General features: G+C 64.7%; 21 protein-coding genes. 10 read left to right on the forward strand and 11 right to left on the reverse strand.

Annotated features, from left to right (window positions below; translation table 11 throughout):
* The first annotated feature begins 50 nt into the window (after positions 1-50).
* The 5 genes from ACFVWG_RS24815 to ACFVWG_RS24835 all read left to right on the forward strand — a co-directional run bounded on the left by ACFVWG_RS24815 (position 51) and on the right by ACFVWG_RS24835 (position 4,357).
* Positions 51-938: an alpha/beta fold hydrolase gene (locus ACFVWG_RS24815; protein ID WP_391545777.1), complete on the forward strand. Its 888-nt coding sequence runs from the start codon at positions 51-53 to the stop codon at positions 936-938.
* Positions 939-1,124: 186 nt separating this feature from the next.
* On the forward strand, positions 1,125-1,631 hold the full coding sequence (locus ACFVWG_RS24820; RefSeq protein WP_391545778.1) for a Fur family transcriptional regulator: 507 nt from the start codon (positions 1,125-1,127) through the stop codon (positions 1,629-1,631).
* 114 nt (positions 1,632-1,745) lie between these two features.
* Positions 1,746-2,639, forward strand: coding sequence for a metal ABC transporter solute-binding protein, Zn/Mn family (locus ACFVWG_RS24825; protein WP_391545779.1), 894 nt, complete (start codon positions 1,746-1,748; stop codon positions 2,637-2,639).
* 3 nt (positions 2,640-2,642) lie between these two features.
* Positions 2,643-3,491 (forward strand): metal ABC transporter ATP-binding protein, encoded by an 849-nt coding sequence (locus ACFVWG_RS24830; RefSeq protein WP_391545780.1) that lies wholly within the window; start codon positions 2,643-2,645, stop codon positions 3,489-3,491.
* A gap of 5 nt (positions 3,492-3,496) precedes the next feature.
* Positions 3,497-4,357 (forward strand): metal ABC transporter permease, encoded by an 861-nt coding sequence (locus ACFVWG_RS24835; RefSeq protein WP_391546018.1) that lies wholly within the window; start codon positions 3,497-3,499, stop codon positions 4,355-4,357.
* 36 nt (positions 4,358-4,393) lie between these two features.
* Here ACFVWG_RS24835 and ACFVWG_RS24840 read toward each other — a convergent pair whose 3' ends face one another.
* The 5 genes from ACFVWG_RS24840 to ACFVWG_RS24860 all read right to left on the reverse strand — a co-directional run bounded on the left by ACFVWG_RS24840 (position 4,394) and on the right by ACFVWG_RS24860 (position 8,716).
* The gene (locus ACFVWG_RS24840) at positions 4,394-5,140 is read right to left on the reverse strand and encodes a L,D-transpeptidase (RefSeq protein WP_391545781.1); all 747 of its coding nucleotides are present in this window, start codon (positions 5,138-5,140) and stop codon (positions 4,394-4,396) included.
* 436 nt (positions 5,141-5,576) lie between these two features.
* A complete protein-coding gene (locus ACFVWG_RS24845) occupies positions 5,577-5,990 on the reverse strand; it encodes a hypothetical protein (protein WP_391545782.1) in 414 nt (137 codons plus the stop codon).
* A 2-nt stretch (positions 5,991-5,992) separates the two neighbouring features.
* Positions 5,993-6,631, reverse strand: coding sequence for an SEC-C domain-containing protein (locus ACFVWG_RS24850; RefSeq protein WP_391545783.1), 639 nt, complete (start codon positions 6,629-6,631; stop codon positions 5,993-5,995).
* Between the two features lie 583 nt (positions 6,632-7,214).
* Positions 7,215-7,640, reverse strand: coding sequence for a PKD domain-containing protein (locus ACFVWG_RS24855; protein WP_391545784.1), 426 nt, complete (start codon positions 7,638-7,640; stop codon positions 7,215-7,217).
* 479 nt (positions 7,641-8,119) lie between these two features.
* Positions 8,120-8,716 carry a DUF6318 family protein gene (locus ACFVWG_RS24860; RefSeq protein ID WP_391545785.1) on the reverse strand — a complete coding sequence of 199 codons (597 nt, stop codon included), beginning with the start codon at positions 8,714-8,716 and terminating at the stop codon, positions 8,120-8,122.
* 141 nt (positions 8,717-8,857) lie between these two features.
* Between ACFVWG_RS24860 and ACFVWG_RS24865 the strand changes: the two genes are divergently transcribed.
* Positions 8,858-9,745, forward strand: a complete 888-nt coding sequence (locus tag ACFVWG_RS24865; protein ID WP_391545786.1) for a LysR family transcriptional regulator — start codon at positions 8,858-8,860, stop codon at positions 9,743-9,745.
* A 28-nt stretch (positions 9,746-9,773) separates the two neighbouring features.
* Positions 9,774-11,225, forward strand: a complete 1,452-nt coding sequence (locus ACFVWG_RS24870) for a plasmid pRiA4b ORF-3 family protein (protein ID WP_391545787.1) — start codon at positions 9,774-9,776, stop codon at positions 11,223-11,225.
* A gap of 61 nt (positions 11,226-11,286) precedes the next feature.
* On the opposite strand, the gene ACFVWG_RS24875 is transcribed toward ACFVWG_RS24870, so the two are convergent.
* Entirely contained in the window at positions 11,287-12,261 is a 975-nt protein-coding gene (locus tag ACFVWG_RS24875; protein ID WP_391545788.1) for an aldo/keto reductase, read from the reverse strand.
* 100 nt (positions 12,262-12,361) lie between these two features.
* Complete coding sequence (locus ACFVWG_RS24880; RefSeq protein WP_391545789.1) at positions 12,362-12,817, reverse strand: DUF1841 family protein; 456 nt, start codon at positions 12,815-12,817, stop codon at positions 12,362-12,364.
* A 177-nt stretch (positions 12,818-12,994) separates the two neighbouring features.
* On the opposite strand from ACFVWG_RS24880, the gene ACFVWG_RS24885 reads away from it, so the two are divergent.
* From ACFVWG_RS24885 to ACFVWG_RS24895, 3 genes are all read left to right on the forward strand, one after another.
* A complete protein-coding gene (locus ACFVWG_RS24885) occupies positions 12,995-13,681 on the forward strand; it encodes a YdcF family protein (protein WP_391545790.1) in 687 nt (228 codons plus the stop codon).
* 274 nt (positions 13,682-13,955) lie between these two features.
* A complete protein-coding gene (locus tag ACFVWG_RS24890) occupies positions 13,956-14,114 on the forward strand; it encodes a hypothetical protein (RefSeq protein WP_391545791.1) in 159 nt (52 codons plus the stop codon).
* 91 nt (positions 14,115-14,205) lie between these two features.
* Positions 14,206-14,745: a GNAT family N-acetyltransferase gene (locus tag ACFVWG_RS24895; RefSeq protein WP_391545792.1), complete on the forward strand. Its 540-nt coding sequence runs from the start codon at positions 14,206-14,208 to the stop codon at positions 14,743-14,745.
* A 2-nt stretch (positions 14,746-14,747) separates the two neighbouring features.
* Here the strand turns inward: ACFVWG_RS24895 and ACFVWG_RS24900 are convergent, their stop codons facing one another.
* From ACFVWG_RS24900 to ACFVWG_RS24915, 4 genes are all read right to left on the reverse strand, one after another.
* On the reverse strand, positions 14,748-15,308 hold the full coding sequence (locus tag ACFVWG_RS24900; protein WP_391545793.1) for an NUDIX hydrolase: 561 nt from the start codon (positions 15,306-15,308) through the stop codon (positions 14,748-14,750).
* 17 nt (positions 15,309-15,325) lie between these two features.
* Positions 15,326-16,117, reverse strand: coding sequence for a hypothetical protein (locus ACFVWG_RS24905; protein WP_391545794.1), 792 nt, complete (start codon positions 16,115-16,117; stop codon positions 15,326-15,328).
* 112 nt (positions 16,118-16,229) lie between these two features.
* Positions 16,230-16,682: a pentapeptide repeat-containing protein gene (locus ACFVWG_RS24910; RefSeq protein ID WP_391545795.1), complete on the reverse strand. Its 453-nt coding sequence runs from the start codon at positions 16,680-16,682 to the stop codon at positions 16,230-16,232.
* A 236-nt stretch (positions 16,683-16,918) separates the two neighbouring features.
* Positions 16,919-17,329 (reverse strand): hypothetical protein, encoded by a 411-nt coding sequence (locus tag ACFVWG_RS24915; RefSeq protein WP_391545796.1) that lies wholly within the window; start codon positions 17,327-17,329, stop codon positions 16,919-16,921.
* Positions 17,330-17,367 lie beyond the last annotated feature (38 nt).

The following is a 17,367-nucleotide window of genomic DNA, read 5'->3' on the forward strand; positions in this document are numbered from 1 at the left end:
GTCAAAGAAACTAGTTGCAATGTAACTAGAACTAGTGTCACTATTGCGGCATGACAACAGAGCTCGAAGGACTGACCCAAGGTTTCGTGACGTCCGAGGACGGCACCCGGATCGGCTACTGGAAGATCGGCAGCGGTCCCGCGGTCGTCGTGCTGCACGGCAGCATGGAGTCGGCGCGCAGCCACACGCTCCTCGCCCAAGCGCTGGCCGGCGACTTCACCGTCTACCTCCCGGATCGGCGGGGCCGCGGCCTGTCCGGTCCCCATCGGCCGGATCATTCGGTGCAGACCGAGGTCGCCGATCTCGAGGCGGTACTGCGGGAGTCCGGCGCCACTCGTGCCTTTGGGGTCAGCGCCAGTGGCGGGATCGTGCTGGCCGCCGCGCTCACGCTGCCGACGCTGACCAAGATCGCCGTCTACGAACCGGCACTGGTCGCCGACCCGGCACCGCATGCGGCCTGGCTGGCCCGTTTCGACCGTGAAGTTGCTGAGGGCAACATTGCGGCCGCGATGATCACCAGCATGTACGGGCTGGAGCTCGCCCCGGCGGCGTTCAAGGTGATGCCTCGGCGACTGCTGGCCGCGATCACCGGCAAACTCCTGCAGAAGGAGGACCGGAAGGCAGGCCCGGATGACATCACCTTGCGGAAGCTTGCGCCGACCGTGCATTACGACGGTGCGCTGATCGTGGAGCTCGCCGGCCGGTTCGAGGAGTTCCGCGGCGTCACGGCCGCGGTACTGCTGATGGGAGGCAGTAAAGGGCTGGCGTTCCTTCGATCCGGTCGGGACGCGCTCGCCGAGGTGCTCCCGGAGTGCCGTCGGGTGGAGTTCGACGGTCTTGATCACGGTTCATCGAGCGATCCGAGTGAGACCAACTCCACCGGTAGTGCTGAGGCAGTGGGCCGAATCGCGGCCGAAGTACGGGCTGCTCTCAGCTAGCGCGTGTCTGCGAAACCAGATCTGATCCGCGACAGCATCAACTGTGCAGCGATGAACCCGCAGGGCAGGGTCTGTTCAGCTGCGCTGGTGCTTCCCGTAGCCGGACACCGTCGTACCGATCGGAGGTGGTACTTTATGGAGATGGAAACCATGTTCATTTAGTCTGCCGGTCAGGCGGGAGGTGCGGTGTCCGATCCGGAGTTGGAAGGTGTTCAGCGGCTGAGTGCGGCTGATCTGGGCCTGCGCCGGACGTGGCAACGGGGTGCGATCCTCGAGGTGCTGGCGGACTGCCGGGATTTCGTGTCCGCGAGTGAACTGCATGGCCTGCTGAGTTCGGCTGGCGAGTCCATCGGCCTGACCACGGTGTATCGCGCGCTGCGTGATCTCGAGCGGGGTGGGCATGTCGATGTCGTGCGGGACGAGACGGGCAGCCGGTTCTTCCGGCAGCGGCCGGCAGCCGGTCACCGCCACTACTTGATCTGCCGGTGCTGCGGGCTCAGCCGGGCGGTCGACACCGAGGTCGTCGAACGGTGGGCGGAGGGCCTGATGGCCGACTCCGGATTCGCCGACGTGGAGCACACCCTCGAACTGGTGGGCGTGTGCGCCGAGTGTTCGCCCACGCTCGCGGCAGGCGAACCGCCCTGTCGGGACGACGCCCGTGACCGAGCCGGTTGTCGCGACCGCCGCGACTGACGCGTCGTACAGGGCGTACGATAATGACAATCGTTACCATTTCCACTTCCGCTCGAGATTGGTCGGCCCGTGAATCGCAGACTGCTAGCCCTGCCCGCTACCCTCGCTGTTGCCATGGTTGGTCTGACGGCCTGCTCGTCGGACAGTGACTCTCCCGGCGCAGGGTCGTCCGGAGCGCCGTCCGCGGCTGCCGCGGCGTCCATCAAGGTCGTGGCGTCGACGAACGTGTGGGGCGACCTGGCGAGCAGCGTTGGTGGTGCCAAGGTGCAGGTGACCTCGATCATCACCAGTCCGGATGCCGATCCGCACGAGTACGAGGCCAGCACCCGCAATCAGCTGTCGCTGGCCGAAGCCACTGTCGTGATCGAGAACGGCGGCGGATACGACGACTTCATCGACCGGATGCTGAAGGGCGCGAAGAACTCCTCCGCGACGGTACTGAACGCGGTGACCATCTCCGGCAAGAAGGCTGCCGGCGGTGCGGAGCTCAACGAGCATGTCTGGTACGACTTCCCGACCGTCGCGAAGGTCGTCGACCAACTCGAGCAGTCCTACGCGAAGGCCGATCCGGGCAGCGCCGCGACGTTCCAGCAGAACGCTGACGCGCTCAAGCAGAAGCTCGCCGGTCTGGAACAGCAGGAGGCGACGCTCAAGCAGAAGTACGACGGTCGGCCGGCGGCGATCACCGAGCCCGTGCCGCTGTACATGCTCGACGCGATCGGGCTGCAGAACAAGACCCCGGCGGCGTTCAGTGAGGCGATCGAGGAGGACAGCGACGTACCGGCCAAGGTCTTGAACGACACGTTGGCGTTGTACAGCGGCCGCCAGGTCAAGGTCCTTGCCTACAACGCGCAGACCACCGGTCCGGAGACCGAGAAGGTGCTGGCCGCCGCCAAGCAGAACAACATTCCAGTGGTGCCGGTGACCGAAACGCTCCCGGCCGGCAAGGACTATGTCGGGTGGATGTCGGGCACCCTGGACGCGCTCGGCACTGCGCTCGGTCAGTAGCTCATGACTTCCCTGGATGGTGCCGACCAGGTTCTGCTGAGGCTGGACCGGGCCGAGGTCGGATTCGGGTCCCGGATGCTGTGGCAGGGTCTGGACCTTGGGTTGCGCGCCGGTGAGCTGGTCGCGGTGCTCGGGGCCAACGGGTCGGGCAAGTCGAGTCTGCTGAAGGTTGTCCTCGGGCAGTTGCCGCTGCGGTCGGGACGGGTGGAATTCCTGGGTACGCCGGTGCGCCGCGGTGACCGAAGGATCGGCTACGTTCCGCAGCAGCGACTGTCCGAGGACGGGTTACCGCTGCGTGGCCGAGATCTGGTGGCGCTCGGTGTCGACGGACACCGGTGGGGTGTTCCGCTGCCGTCGCGCCGGCGTAGTCACCGGGTGGATCAGTTGCTCGCGTCGGTAGGAGCCAAGGGGTACGCGAAGGCCCGCCTGTCCTCGCTGTCCGGTGGTGAGCAGCAGCGGCTGCGGATTGCCCAAGCGTTGGCGGCGGAGCCGCGGCTGTTGCTGTGCGACGAACCACTGCTGTCCCTGGACCTGCCGAACCAGCGGCTGGTCAGTGACCTGGTGGACGCCGCTCGGCATCGGCTCGGGCTCGGCGTGCTGTTCGTCACCCATGACATCAACCCGATCCTGGACAAGGTGGATCGCGTCCTCTACATCGCGAACAACCGCTTCCGGATCGGAACCCCGGACGAGGTACTCACCACCCCAGTACTGAGCGAGCTGTACGACGCGGAGGTCGAGGTCATCCGGCATCGCGGCCGGATCCTCGTCGTCGGTGTGCCGGACCTCGAACTTCCGCACCACCCGCCCGCTGACGTCATGGCCCTGACCAGGGAGCAGGTGTTGCGGTGATCGGGCTGGACGTCTGGTCGGAGATCTTCAACTTCTCCGACTACGCGGAACTGCTTCCGCTGTTGAAGAACTCGATCATCGCCTGCGTGGTGCTCGGGATCATGGGCGGCATGATCGGCGTGTTCGTGATGATGCGCGACATGGCCTTCGCGGTCCACGGGGTCAGCGAACTGTCCTTCGCCGGCGCCGCGGTCAGCCTGCTCCTCGGGACGAGCGTGGTGACCGGCTCGCTGATCGGGTCCCTGGTCGCCGCGCTGCTGATCGGTGTACTGGGCTCCCGGGCCCGGGATCGCAACTCGGTGACGGCGGTGCTGATGCCGTTCGGCCTCGGTCTCGGCATCTTGTGCCTCGGTCTGTACCACGGCCGGGCGGCGAACAAGTTCGGACTGCTGACCGGGCAGATCGTGGCGATCGACGATCCGCAGATCAAGTCGCTGATCATCATCTCCTCGGTGGTCGCGATCGGCTTGGTCGTGGTCTGGCGGCCGTTGCTGTTCGCCAGCGCGGACGCGGATGTAGCCGCTGCCCGGGGTGTGCCGGTGGGGCTGATGTCGATCGTGTTCATGATCCTGCTCGGTCTCGCGGTCGCGGTCTCGGTGCAGATCGTCGGTGCGCTACTCGTGCTCTCCCTGCTGGTGACGCCCGCGGCGGCAGCACTTCGAGTCTCTGCCTCACCGCTGGTAGTCCCCTTGCTGAGCACTGCCTTCGCACTGACCGCATCGGTCGGCGGCATCCTGCTCGCGGCCGGCAGTTCGGTTCCGATCAGCCCCTACATCACTAGCATCTCGTTCGCCATCTACCTGGTCTGCCGGATGATCGCGGCCCCCCGGCAACGCCGCCGTACCTCGGCGCCGGTCACCGCTTGACCAGCTGCCGATTCCCGGACCGGGGTCAGGGCCTGTTCAGCTCCAGACGTACTTGCCGTAGACGGACACCGTCGTACCGATGGGGGTGTCGGCGAAGATCTGGTGGATCTGCGGGCGCAGGACGCGGACGCAACGGTGGCTGGCCGGGTACGGCTTGATCAGTGAGTTCACCCGAGATCCGTGGAGAGCGATTCCCGGGCGATCTTTGAGGAAGTAGAGCGAGTCGTACATGTAGGCGTCCTCGTACAGGCTGCTCTCGTGCGCGCCGGCGTACTTGCGCCACACCTTGCCGGTGCGGTTCGGGGTGTCGTAGCCGGGAGCGCCGGTCGAGATCCAGACGATCCGCTTGTACTGCTTGTTGACGACTTGGTAGAGCACCTGGCAGGTCTTGTTGACGTAGATGCCATCGGCCTTGGTCGGCGTCGGCTTCGCGGTCGCGTTGATCACCGAGTACGCCTCGTCCAGCGTCAGGCCCTTGCGGCTGATCGGCATACCGTTCGTCTCACGCCAAGCACACAAGGCCTGCCGCCCCCGGACCGTGATGTCGCCATCGGCGTCGCCGACCGGGTAGCCGAGCTTCTCCAGCTTCTGCTCCACCTTCAACGCGTAGTACTGCGCGTTGTGCGGATTCTTCGGCTTCGTCGTCGGCTTGACCGTGGGCTTGGTGGTCGGCTTCGCCGTCGTCGGGTTGGCGGTCGGCTTGGGCGTCGGCGTACTGGCTGGGGGAGCGCTCGTCGTACCGCCGACGCTGGGTGACTGGCTGCTGTTCTCGCTGGCGGCCACATCAGAGCACCCCGCAAGAACAATCGACAGAACGAGCGCACCGGCTACCAGACCATGTCGACGAGACATGATTCCCCTCTCCCTCGAGCACCTTCAAGAGTTGCAGAACCACGCCGAGTGAGCGCGCAGCGACCCGCCGAGATTAGTACCCCGCGGTTTCAGCGTCGCGGGATCGCGCTCTCCCGTCACCGAACCGTTGTCAAGGGCCCCATCACTCGGCCGCCCCGAACAGGCCGCAGTACACCAATCCGCCGCCGAGCCAGTTCGGGCTCGACCCAGGCGACGAACTGCGTCAGCTCCGCCACGCGATCCTTACGTCCGCACTGGAGCTGCTCGCCGACTGCAACCGCTCACTCGGCCGCCCCGAACAGGCCGCCGTACACCAATCCGCCGCCGACACCATCAGGCAGCGGACCGGCTACGTCCCGGTCTAGCGTCAGAGACCGAGGTCGCGCAGGAACTCCGGCTTGTACGCCTGCAGCACGACGTACCGGGGGTCCGGCACCTCCATGCCCGCGTTCTTCGCCTCGTCACTCGCCTCGTCATGCGCACCCACCGGCACGCTCGGATCCGTCCACTCCTGCTCGGCCGCATTCCACCGAGTCACCGTGTACTCCGCCGTGAGGTTGTCCCCGGCAACAAGCTCCTTGACGGTCCGCTCAGCCTCCAGCGCATCCTCGAGCGTCTGCGTGTACAGCAGCATCCGGTTCCCGTCCCGCGTCACCGTCACCTGGTTCCCGAGCCGCTTGCGCGCATCGTCATCGAGATCCAGCGCCCGCAACCGATCCCAGAACGTCAACCCGTGCTCTTCGTTCCCCAGCACGACCTCAACCCGAAACTCATCCGCCATGCTCACACCCTACAGACCGCCAACCCCGCCCCCGCCCGCAACCGGTCAGGTCCCCAGGCCAGAGCCCCTACGCTTCGCAACGCCGCCGCGCCGCAGCATCTCTTGTACTTCACCCCGGACCCACACCAGCACGGCTGATTGCGGCCAGGCGGCCAGGCGACCCCAACTCCGTCGTCCCGAGGCCACTTGATCGAGGTGATGTCCTGTCCGGGTTCCTCCAGCAACGGCCGGGCCTCCTCGATCCGGTCATGGAAGAACCGAACAGACCGATGCATCACAAGGACCGGCGAGTTGTGCTGTCGCAATCCGCGCTCGACCTCGTGGTAGTAGTCCCTGATGCTGTCGACGCTGATGCGCACCGGCCAGGTTGCGCGCGCGACAGCGAACTCGGACCGACTCCAGACCTGAACCTGCCCATGACCGACCCGCGGCTCTCGCAGCAGGTCAAGCACATCGAAGTAGAGGTCGGTCCTCTCGACCGGTCCAACCTCAGCGACCAGCTCGAGGCTCCCCAACTCCATCCCCAGCGCCCGCTTCATCCGGCGTCGGCCCTTCGCCATCACCTGTCCCCACCCCGAGCAACACTTCTCAACCTCGCTCAGCGCGTCGAACCCCTGTGTGAACAGGATGAGCGCCTCCACATACTCACCCCGCCGTTCATGCCCTGTCGCCGCCCACCACATGTCCGCGACCTCGCCGAGATCCTCGGCCGGCAGATCGTCATCGTCGTACAGTCGAAGTCGTCCGTCAGTAAGTCATCCATACCTGGAACATATTGAGATCGACCCCCCGCCGAACCGCCACTTTCAAGCCTGTGGATAACCGGCTCGTCCACCGGACATCACGTTGGCACGACGTGGCCTCGCCCCCACCCACGGCACCGCACATCGCCGCCCGCCCGCCGTACCGCAACCTTGTGCACCCACCAACCACTTTCTCCGGCCGAGAGTGACTGAACCGTGCTCAAGGTCGACGCTTCAGCAGGGAGGTTCCGCCTGCCGGTGCCAGCACGCAACGCTGCTCCGCCGGACAGCCCAGTGCCCGAACGCGACGTCCGAAGGTTCGCAGTACGTGGTCGGCGTGTTTTCGGACGTTGCGATCCGCCACAACGTCAGCGCCTCGAGTGTGCGGAGATTGCCGCCGGTAATCGATGGACAACAGCACGGTCGGTACAGTCGATGGCCCACTGTGCACACTCGTCGAAGTGCTTCAAGTGGCGAGCGCTCAGCGAGGCGGATCGACGAGCACTGGTACGGCTTCGCGGACCTGCAGGGGTGTCGATGGTCCGGTGATCGGTACTGGGCCGACGTACTGGATGGGTCCGCCGGCAACCTGGAAGCTGGCGGCGTACTCAACGGTGACCGACAGATTGACGTCTCCGCGCTTCATGTACTTGTGGGTGATTTCCTTGGAGGGGTACGGCGCGCCGGGGGAGTAGGTGCTCTTGGAAGTCCGGTCGCCGAAGCTCCAGGTGTACTTCGAAGGTGTCGCCTTCACGATGACCGGGAAACCAAGGATCGGCACCTGATAGGTGAGGACGCCGGTCTTGTCCGTGTAGACGATCGTGTCCTGGTTGACGAGCGTCTTGTCCTTCGGCTGCACATGCACCGTCAACTTCTTGAACAACACGTCCTTCGACTCACTGAACACCTGATCCCAAGTAACGTCCTCAGGCCTCGGCTGCACAACCGGGGGTGGCGTTTCCGGACGGCCCGGTCGAGGGTCGATTGGGCCAGTCGGTTGGCAGCGAGTCGGTCCTGGGATTGTTCCGTCGGGTCCCATGCGGCCACAGAGCCCAATGTTGAGTCGGAACGGACGTCGCGGCCTTTGCGATGGAGGAACGACTGTTCTGGAGCGGGCCGGCTTATGGCCCCCTTTGCTGAGGGTCGGTTTGCGCAGAGGGGCCTTGCCCTTGTTCTGGCGTTGCTTCGTGCTTGCCTTGCCATCGAGGGTCACGCCCCACCGGGAGTGCCGACCCTTGACGTCCGGTTTCGGCTTCCCCGTGAAGACTGCGGACGGAAACGAATCTGCGTGGCCGAACGCCGGGCCTGTTGCGGCGATGGCGACCAGGCCACTGGCCAGCATTGCCAGCGCAGTGCAGAACGCCCCGAGACGTACCGTCCGCACGATCATCCGTCGATCTGCATTTCGTACATGACCCAGTTGGCGCCGCTCAGGGTGAGCGTGAATTCCATGTTGCCGGTACCTGCCGCCTGCGGAACGGGGCTGCCGCCCGGAGATTGGATCTCTTCGTAGGCCCCGGTCTTGAGCGTTGCCGAGCCGCCGAGCTTGTTCTCCTCACCCTTGTGGATCTCCTTGACGTCGACCAGGCGATCCCGGAAGTCGCCCTTGAGCGTCCCGTTCTTTGCGTTGACCCTCTTCACATAGTCGGCCAGCGCGTTGCAGCCGACGCATCCTTTGTCGCTTGCCGCAAGGAAGCCGGCAGGGTCACCCGTGACATACGAATAGTTGAGAAGGTCTACGTAGTAACCGATAAACGCCTCACCGGCCGCTAGGTTCGTGCCAGCCGCGGGAGCGGGGCGGGTTGGTGGCGCGGTGGGCGCGGCCGTCGTCGGAGCGCTCGTGCCAGGGGCCGACGTGCTCCCCGACGGCGGTGGACTTGTGTTGGGGCGGCCGGCTTCGGGGCTGCCGGGGCCGCAGGCGCTGAGGAGGAGCGCGCTGAGGCAGGCGGCGGCCAGGAAGGCCGGTTTGTTGCGGATGGTCACCGAGTTCACCTCTCCGTAGTCAAGACGATCGTAAACGGAGGAGGTGCCAATCCGGGATGCCGCTTCACGAACCCTGTGGATAACCCAGCGACAAGCCAGGCAGGAAAGTCGGGTTGTATCGATCGACTAGACTTCTGAGTCATGGAGCTCAGGCACTTGGAACACTTCGTGGCCGTCGCCGAGCAGAAGCACTTCACGCGGGCGGCCGAGGCGATGTCCATCTCCCAGTCCGGCCTCTCAGCGTCGATCCGTGCGCTCGAGCGTGAACTCCGGGCCTCTCTCTTCGTCCGCAACACCCGCAGCGTCGAGCTCACCGAGGCGGGACGCGCGCTCCTCTGCGAAGGCCGCCGTACGCTCGCCGCCGCCGAAGCCGCCAAAGACGCGGTCGCCGCAGTCCAAGGCTTGCTCCGCGGCCACCTCACCGTCGGTCTCGAACAGTGCCTCGGAGTGGTCGACGTACCGGCCGTTCTCGCGAAGTTCCGCTCCGCCTACCCAGGCGTCGAGATCGAGGTCCGCCAAGGCGGCTCCACACCGATGCTCGACGAGCTAGCCTCCGGCCGCCTCGACGTGGCGTTCGTCGCCACCGCCGGCGACCCGATCGACGGCCTCGACTTGCGCCCGCTGTCCCGCGAGCCGATGGTCCTCGTCTGCGCCCCCGACCACCGCCTGTCCTCCGGACGGCCAGTCGGCCTGCACGATCTCGCAGGCGAGTCCTTCGTCGACTTCGACCCGACCTGGGGCGCCCGCACAATCTCTGACCGCGCCTTCACCACCGCCGGCGTCGCTCACCCAGTCACGATCGAGGTGAACGACGTACACACCCTGCTGGCTCTCGTCGCTCACAACCTCGGCGTAGCACTAGTCCCCGAGCGCATCGCAGCCAAGCGCGGGGACCACGTCACCGTCCCGCTCACCCCCGGCAGCGCCTCCGAGTGGCAGGTCTCCGTAGCCGTCCCCACCGGCACCGCCGCCTCCCTAGCCGCCGACGCCCTCCTCGGCATGCTCCCCACGACTGCGGTCCACAACTAGCCTGTACGTCGCCGGTAGGGTTGCGGGCGTGGTGAGCAATCAAGAGTCCCAGCCAACGCCGATCACCACTGCTCTGATGGAGCAGTTCATGAACCGGGACCAGCCACGCCCGTCGCGCCGCAGACCACGCCGCGACGATGTCGTCACCTACCAGGTGCGCATCGAGCTGGAGGAGACCGAACCGCCGTTGTGGCGGCGACTAGAGCTCGCCTCCGACCTGCTCTTGAACGAGGTCCACGACATCATCCAGACCGCGTTCGGCTGGACCGACAGCCACCTGCACGAGTTCGCCTCGGGTGAGGCCTACTACGACCGCACGAGCGAACACTATCTCAGTCCCTTCCAGGTTGGGGAGGGTGCGACCGGCGTACCGGAGAACGAAGTGCGCCTCGACGAGGTCCTGGTGGATCCGGGCGACAAACTGTTCTACCTGTACGACTTCGGCGACGACTGGATGCACGTCATCGAGCTCGAATCCGTGCAGCCGCGCGACGAATCCGCTCCCCGGGCATTCTGTGTGGACGGCCGGCTTCCTGGGCCGAGCGAGGATTGCGGCGGAGTGGCCGGCTACGAGCTGATCCGCGCTGCCGTCGATCCCGAACACCCGGGTCATGCGGCGGCGCTCGCCGAATACACCAGCCGGTACGGCGCTGATGCCGATCCGACGTACTACGCGCCGACCCCGTTCGATGCCGAGCGCATCAACAGGCGACTGATTGCGCTCGGCAACAAAGTAGACCTGCCTGCACCTCTCAAGGCACTCGTCGAGGCGATCCGTTCGCCAAGTCATCAACAACAGTTCGAGCAGTTGATCGCTGACGCAGACCTGGAGGCGCCGATCGACATTGATACCGATACGGCGGCTCAGATGGTAGCGCCGTACACCTGGCTGCTGAATCGTGTCGGCGTGGAGGGCATCAAGCTCACCAGCGCCGGCTATCTGCCGCCTGAGCACGTCAAGGCAGCCGTGGCCGACCTCGGATTGGGTGGGGCGTGGATGGGCCAGGGCCACCGTGAGGCCAGTGCGCCGCCCGTTCTGACCCTGCGGGAGACCGCGCAGGCGGTGGGCTTGTTGCGCAAGTACAAGGGATCGCTCGTCCTCACCCCGCGCGGACGTACCGTTCGCCAGGATCCCCTCGCTTTGTGGTGGCACTTGGCCGAACGACTGCCGTCGACCAGCAAGGATCGCTACGAGAACCAAGCAGGGCTGATCACTCTGACCGCTCTCGCCGCGCAATCGACCGATGCCGCGGACGAGACTGCCGCCCAACTGCTGACCGCGATCGGCTGGCGGGACAGCGACCTCAGCCCGGTCACTCCGTCAATGGCGTATCGAGCCGCTTGGGACACGAACGCCGTACTGAGGCAAATCGGAGCAGTCGCCGACAAGCGCGCGCTCTCCGGTCGGCACCAGACGCTGACTCCGCAAGGCGTTACGTTCGCTCAAGCCGCCTTGCGCACTTGGCCCAGCAAGACCTAGCAAAACGCAATCGCCTGTACGCCGACAGCCGGCGTACAGGCGATTCGCTGAACAACTCAGATCACCAGGCGTAGTCCTCGGGTGCCGTCTTGTAGCCCGGGAAGATCTCGTCGAGCCTGGCCAGCGCCTTGTCGTCGAGCTTCACATCAACCGCCCGTACGGCGGACTCCAGCTGCTCCATAGTCCGCGGCCCAACGATCGGACCGGTCACAGCCGGCTGGTGCAGCAGCCATGCAAGCGCCACGTCGCCCGGCTCATGCCCGAGCTCATCCGCAAACGCCTCGTACTGCTCGATCTGCGGCCGAAGACGCTCCAGCGCCTCCTTCGCGCGTCCCTCAGTACGACGTACACCCGCGTTCTCCTTGCGGATCACGCCACCCAACAGCCCACCCTGCAACGGCGACCACGGGATCACGCCCAGCCCGTACTCCTGCGCCGCCGGCAACACCTCGCGCTCAACATCCCGCACGATCAGGTTGTAGATCGACTGCTCACTGACCAGCCCATTGAAGTTCCGCTTCGCCGCGGCCGCCTGCGCCTGCGCGATGTGCCATCCAGCGAAGTTGCTGCTCCCGGCGTACAGGATCTTGCCCTGCTGTACGGCGACCTCGATCGCCTGCCAGATCTCGTCCCACGGCGTAGCGCGGTCGACGTGGTGGAACTGGTACAGGTCGACGTAGTCCGTCTGCAGCCGCTTCAGACTCGCGTCGAGTGCGCGCCGGATGTTGAGCGCCGACAGCTTGTTCGTGTTGGGCCAGTCCGACCCCATGTCTCCATAGACCTTCGTCGCCAGCACCGTCTTCTCACGGTTCTTGGGGTCCTTGGCAAACCACTCGCCAACGATCTCCTCAGTGCGACCCGGGTAGATCGAACGCCCATACCCGTTGGCGGTATCGAAGAAGTTGATGCCCTTCTCATGCGCCGCATCCATGATCGCGTGCGAGTCGTCCACGCTCGTGTGCGGCCCAAAGTTCATCGTGCCCAGGCAGATACGGCTGACAGTAAGGCCGGTCCGGCCAAGATGAGTGAATTCCATACCTCCCAACCTCCTCCTCCCCGGGCGACCTGTCCAACAGGAGAATCCACTCAGTTCGATCACCACACGTTCTAAGTCCCGTACGACGTACGCGGAGCGGTCAGGTGATGCCGTCGCGGCTGAGCTGATCGAGCTTGGCGCGGTACCGATCGATGTCGAAGTGTTCGCGGCCCACCAATCCGGCGTGGATGTGCTCCACGACCAGGGCTCCGATGGCGTGCAGAATGTCGTGCCTGTCCTCGCCTCGGTCGCGGAGTTTGCGCGCTGTTTCCCACACCTCGGGCGGATCGTTGTTCCACAGTTGGTTCGCGACGACCTCATGGATCGCGATGTGCAAGCGTGGGTTCGCGCCGTCGACCTCACCCTTGAAGCCAGGATCCGCGAGAGCATCCTGGTACTCGGGATGTTCGCCCTGGATCAACAGGCTCCGCTCGTCCTCCGAGTCCGGGTCCAAGCCAACGAAGTCCTCGTCCCCGATCTGGGCGTCGACGTACGGCATCGCAAACAGCCGCCGCTCGGTTTCCTCATCACCGTCGACCGGGACAGGTCTAGCCACCACCGCGTGCCCACCCGGCCGCCCAGGCTGCCGCTTCGAACGCTTGCTCGGCTTCCGCCTACGACTCTTCGGCATAACCCCACTCTCGCAAGCCCACAACGCACTAGCCAACCCCCAATCCTGTACGACGCGCCGCGGGCACAGGCGTTGTCGTGCCGACCTTCTAGTCTCGTCCCCATGGCGACCACCACGTTCGACGTCGGCGGCCTCGGCCCTGGAGACTTGCCAGCCGACGAGGTGATGGGCGACGCTCAGCTCATCTGGGACTACCACCAGATGAAGCATGTACTGCGCCCCTCCGACATCGGCATCGGCCTCGGCAGCCACGATCTCGGCGTCGCAACCTACGCAGCCCACCTCTTCCACCAAGGCCTGTTCCCCACGCTCGTCTTCACCGGAGCGAACAGCCCGAGCACCACCGCCTACTTCCCTCGAGGCGAGGCAATCCACTACCGCGACCACGCCATCGAACTAGGCGTGCCTGCGTCGTCCATCCTGATCGAACCGCGCGCCACGAACACCGGCCAGAACATCGCCTTCACCCGCGACCTCCTTGCCGGTAGGGCGGTGAAGTCCGTGCTGCTGATCTCAAAGCCCTACATGGAACGCCGAGCCTTCGCCACCTGCCAGAAGCAATGGCCGGAGGTGCTGGCGAGCTGCGCCTCCGACCCAATCGACCTCATCACCTACATCGACACCATCGGCGACGCCAACCTGGTCCTCAACATGCTGGTCGGAGACCTGCAACGCATCATCACCTACCCGGCCCGCGGCTTCGCCACCGAACAGAACGTCTCAGCCGACGTCCGTCACGCCTACAACCGTCTGATCGACGCCGGCTACACCAGCCGACTCGCTCGCTGATCGCCGCAGCCGCAGCGCCTCACCGGCGAGCAAGTGCTGCGCGCTGACACAGAGCGCTCCTCGTCGGTACGGCGCGATCGACTGCGGACTGTACGTCGCCTCAATACTGCTGGCTGCCCAAGCACTGGGATCCGGCATCTTGGGGATCGCATTCGGGTACGCCGATCTCAAGCACCCATCAGCAAACTTCACCTCAACAAGGGCACCCCTCGCCGAGGTAGTGACCTTCCACGAATAGATTTGGGGGAAGCAAGGAACGAAGGAAGAGGCGGAGATGAGTAAGAAGGAAATCCCTGCAGGATTCGTCGACGGCGATGTCGTGCTGGACGAGATCCTCGCGGAGCCGGGCATGGAAGCGGCGGTCGACACTATCGATCGCGGCGTCGCAGAGATGAACCGCATCCATCCACGGTCGGATCATCCTCCAGAATAATCGCGTTGATATCCAACCCGCCCTCGACGCCTTTCTCACCAGACACAGTGAGATGTAGTCCTGAGCGAGCGAGTCAGCGCGTGGAGAGACTGTGAGCTCTGCGGACGCGGACGCGGCCGATGCCGACCGGCTGACTACCGGTGCGGCACGCAGCGGGCCGATCCGGCTAGATGCACGGAGGTACGACCACGATGATGTGCAGACCTTGGTGCAGTCCCTCTACGCCGAGCAGTTTGGGCTGTACGGCTTTGCTGATTCACCTGATACGCAGGTTGTCAGCGACTACGTCGAGCCACAGGGGTTGTTTCTCGTGGGCTACACGCCGAGTGGTGAGCCGGTCGGATGCGGCGGTTGTCGAACCTACGATCGAGACAAGGGATTGGTCGAGGTCCGGAAGATGTACATCTTGCCTGACCATCGCGGCCAAGGTCTCGGGTGGATGATCCTGGATCATCTGGAACAGCATGCGGCTGCTCACGGCGCTCGAGGGACCTTGTTGGAGACTGGCTCGCTGAACCGAGCGGCCGTCCGCCTCTACTCAGGTGCTGGTTACCGGCCCGTTCCCTCCTATGTGTCGGGACGTAGCGAGCTAAATCGTGCGTTCGTCAAATCTCTGAATCCCGCGACCTAGGGTCAGGCTGTTCGGAACGTGAGGACGTGTAGCAACCCGATGAGCGACGCTGCGCCGATGATCTCGCCGGCGTCGATGCGGCCGCGGATTGACGCCAGGCTGATCCACTCGACACGCTGGGCTTCGTTGATGTCTTCTGGCGCCCCAATGTGGTCGGCACCATGCGACACGAACAGCAGGTTCTCGGCATCCGTCGTGCCCACTGACGGTTGAAGAGCGACCAGCGGCTTCACGTTCCTCGGGCGCCAGCCGGTTTCTTCTTCGACTTCCCGGGTGGCGGTGACTGCCGGCTCTTCGTTGGGGTCGACGTAACCACCAGGCAATTCCCAGACCCACCGATCGATGATGAAGCGATGTCGCCAGATCATCAGCACATGCTCTCGCGCGTCATCCAGCACAACCATCATCGCGGCCTTAGGCATCCGCAGCACGTACTGCTCGAACTGCGCCCCATCAGGCAACTCAACAGACGCGATACTGAGCCGCAACCGACGCGTATCGTCAATCACCCGCTCGCCGTGGATCTTCCATAAGGTGGATTCGCTGCCGCCGTCGGTCGCCACGCGACGACGGTACCGGTTCACAGTTGCTTGATGACCGTCTGGCCAAGCTGCCGAACTGGCAGAGCCAGGTCCGTCAGTTCTCCTCCGTCTGCGAACCGGAGGTATCGCACTGCTGCCGCCAGTATCGCGACGCGTCCAGCGGGTGTGTCCAGAAAGTGCGTGAGGGTACGCCGGATCCTTGCGGCGGTGCTCGGATACATCAACGTCGCGCAGAGGAGGCTGGCCGCGTCGTACCCGGCCGGAGCCTTCCCCCACATCTCCCAGTCGAGGATGACAAGCTGCGGAGCTGTGAGGTTGGCCCAGTGAAGGTCGCAGTGGGCTGTGGTCCAGGGCACCACAGTTGCGTCGACCTCGATGCCGAAGAAAGCTCGAATGCCGTCGTTCACATAGGTCGCGTCCACACCGTTGTCAGGAAGCGGGTGGGCTGCCAGCGCTTGCAACGCTCGGTCGAGATCGGTGAGCCATCGATCGGACGGAACCGGCTCTACGGTCGGCGCCATGCCGGTCGAGATGGCTGCGTCGGCAACAAAGGTGCTGACCTCACCACGCATTCTGCGGCCGTTGTCTTCCCACTCGCGCCACTGTTTGACTGACGGCTTGGGAACGCCTTCAATCTCGTTGGCGGCGACGTTGCTGCCGAGGTAATCCCCGTCGCCCCAGTCGGGGTCGTCGTACACCACTCGAAGCCAAGCGTCCTGGCCCGCATCGAGGACCTTGCAGCCGACCGAATGAAAGCGTGACGTGTGAAGCGGCTGACCTATCAGCTCAACGCTGAACTCGCGAGCGGCCCAGGCCAGGTGCCCTTCCATCCAGTCACGTCGCCGCTGGTCGTCACGTGTCACTCATCGCTCCGGTCGGGATAGCGCAGCTCGAGTTCCGATACGAGTGCCTCCGCGATCTCGTGTCGCTGCACAGGGTCGATCAAGATGCCCTTGAGGTAGCCGGCCCCGCGGACACAGTCGACAGGTCGTTGCCGCGAAAATCGAAGTCGGCATAGCTGCCGCCATCGAACTCAACGTCGTCCAACGTGCAGCGTGACATGTGACCGCCCGGGAGGTCCGAGCGCCTGAAGATGACGTCCTTGAACCGGGTATCGATGAAGGCGATCGGCGCGGCCGCCTGGATCGAGGCGAAGGTCGCGTACTCGATCCGGCAATTCTGAAAGACCACGTTGGCCCACCTGTTCTCAACGAAGTTGGCGCCGAGGATCTTGCAGTTGCGGAACACAACACGGGACAGCGAGCAGTCCATCCAATCGCTCGACGCCAGCACACAATGCTCGATCAGCACGGACTGGAGCGCCACCTGATCGAAGGTCACCCGTTCAGCCTCGACCTTCGACATCCGGCCGCCGAGTAGCGTCCGCTCGGCCACCGCCAGGTAGCGGACGGAGCATGGTCCGTAGGCGAAGTCCGCCAACGTGCCGGTGCCTTCCAGCGTCTCGACATTGCGTAGTTCGGCATCGTCGATATGTGGCTACAGCACCTTCGCAAGCCCGTACTCTTCAATCTCCATCGATTTCCGATCGTCAGGATTGGCAGGAAGATCCGCCTACCGGTACAACGACGCTCTTGGCCCGAGTCTGCCTACTCGCGGGTCAGGCAGGGGATCTAGCCAGGCTGCGACGGATGCCAAGCCGGGAGCTGTGCTTGGTCTCGAGGAAACAAGCGCTGGTCCTCAACCAGCAGATCCGAATCTGCTGCACCATCGAACGGCGGATTGTCGTAATCGAACTCGGCATCAAGCTGTCCTGAGCTGTCGAGGGTCAGCCGCGCGTTGTACCAAGTGCCCTTGCCATCCTGATACATCGACTCACGAAGATCGGCTGCAGCGTCATCGCCATCGTTGTCCAGTTCGCAGTCACGATCGATGCTGCCGTCCGCCCTGGTTGCACTGATCGTCGTCGAGGTCATTCCACCGGCTGCTGAGATCCTCAGCTCCACGTGGCTCCAACCCGCAGACCCCGATCGGGTCAGCGAGCGGCCGACCGCAGTCAGCAGTTCCTGTGCTTCGTCAATCATCAGTGAAGCCCTTCGCATCGGGACAAAGTTCGGGTCCG

This window comes from Kribbella sp. NPDC058245 (assembly GCF_042882005.1).
Taxonomy (GTDB): domain Bacteria; phylum Actinomycetota; class Actinomycetes; order Propionibacteriales; family Kribbellaceae; genus Kribbella.

Coding starts and splice junctions, on each gene's coding strand:
- ACFVWG_RS24890 (WP_391545791.1), top strand. CDS start 13,956: ATGAGTAAGAAGGAAATCCCTGCAGGATTCGTCGACGGCGATGTCGTG.
- ACFVWG_RS24915 (WP_391545796.1), bottom strand. CDS start 17,329: ATGATTGACGAAGCACAGGAACTGCTGACTGCGGTCGGCCGCTCGCTG.
- ACFVWG_RS24885 (WP_391545790.1), top strand. CDS start 12,995: ATGGCGACCACCACGTTCGACGTCGGCGGCCTCGGCCCTGGAGACTTG.
- ACFVWG_RS24875 (WP_391545788.1), bottom strand. CDS start 12,261: ATGGAATTCACTCATCTTGGCCGGACCGGCCTTACTGTCAGCCGTATC.
- ACFVWG_RS24865 (WP_391545786.1), top strand. CDS start 8,858: ATGGAGCTCAGGCACTTGGAACACTTCGTGGCCGTCGCCGAGCAGAAG.
- ACFVWG_RS24815 (WP_391545777.1), top strand. CDS start 51: ATGACAACAGAGCTCGAAGGACTGACCCAAGGTTTCGTGACGTCCGAG.
- ACFVWG_RS24845 (WP_391545782.1), bottom strand. CDS start 5,990: ATGGCGGATGAGTTTCGGGTTGAGGTCGTGCTGGGGAACGAAGAGCAC.
- ACFVWG_RS24825 (WP_391545779.1), top strand. CDS start 1,746: ATGGTTGGTCTGACGGCCTGCTCGTCGGACAGTGACTCTCCCGGCGCA.
- ACFVWG_RS24830 (WP_391545780.1), top strand. CDS start 2,643: ATGACTTCCCTGGATGGTGCCGACCAGGTTCTGCTGAGGCTGGACCGG.
- ACFVWG_RS24905 (WP_391545794.1), bottom strand. CDS start 16,117: ATGGAAGGGCACCTGGCCTGGGCCGCTCGCGAGTTCAGCGTTGAGCTG.